The organism is Tenacibaculum sp. MEBiC06402, assembly GCF_049239625.1.
GTDB lineage: Bacteria > Bacteroidota > Bacteroidia > Flavobacteriales > Flavobacteriaceae > Polaribacter.
The window spans coordinates 1-735 of the sequence record NZ_JBMKKT010000082.1; the positions used below are offsets into that span (position 1 = coordinate 1).

The 735-nt window shown below is 31.0% G+C and carries 1 protein-coding gene; it reads left to right on the plus strand.

Features of this window, described 5'->3' with window-relative positions; translation table 11 throughout:
- The first annotated feature begins 113 nt into the window (after positions 1 to 113).
- Positions 114 to 698, plus strand: a complete 585-nt coding sequence (locus tag ACOSP6_RS01920) for a hypothetical protein (RefSeq protein WP_422092360.1) — start codon at positions 114 to 116, stop codon at positions 696 to 698.
- Positions 699 to 735: the final 37 nt, after the last annotated feature.

The window sequence follows — 735 nt, forward strand, 5'->3', positions numbered from 1 at the left end:
GATTCGACTTCGTCCGAATCCACTCGGTAATTACTAACGCTAGTTCTAAAACAAAATATGTAACTTTAATCCCGTAACAACAGTTATACAAATACGTTGTGCTTAATTAGAAAATGAAATACGAATATCAAAAAGCTTGTAAGTGTGGAAATGTCGATTCAATTGAAGTGACAAGAAAAGAAGCTGCTTTTGGTTTAAAAGAAAAAGAAATTTGGAGTCAAAAATGTTCGAAATGTGGAAATAAGGACTTTACCTCACTTTCGCATCCTCAACCTGATTTTGAAATTGATTTATTACTTGAATGGGCAAATAATCCTGATTATTTTTTTATGGAACAGGATGAAGACTTAATGTTAGCCGAAGAAAAAAATATTGAAACGATTTTAGAGGTTTTGGATAACCATCAAATTTTGAAACAAAAAAGGAACATTCTGATTGAGGCACTTTGTGTAATAATTTATGACAATAGCAATTCTGACAAGGGCAATCAAAACTTAATTAACAGAGTTGCAAATGAGCTTAAAAAACGGAAAACAGACGTCTTAAATGCCCAAGATTGGATTATGGACTACATAAAAGAAGTAGCATTTCCAATAATTGGAATTCAATATGAAAGCAAAAAAACGAATTCCTCTAATGGGAATGAGAAAAATGAAAATAAGAGCATTTGGAATAAGTTAAAACAAATGTGGAATTAAAATAACTAAGCACAACAAGGTGTATAATTAATTGCGG

What these genes read in the sequence shown, in the direction of transcription:
- ACOSP6_RS01920 (WP_422092360.1), top strand. Translation starts at nt 114, where the DNA reads ATGAAATACGAATATCAAAAAGCTTGTAAGTGTGGAAATGTCGATTCA.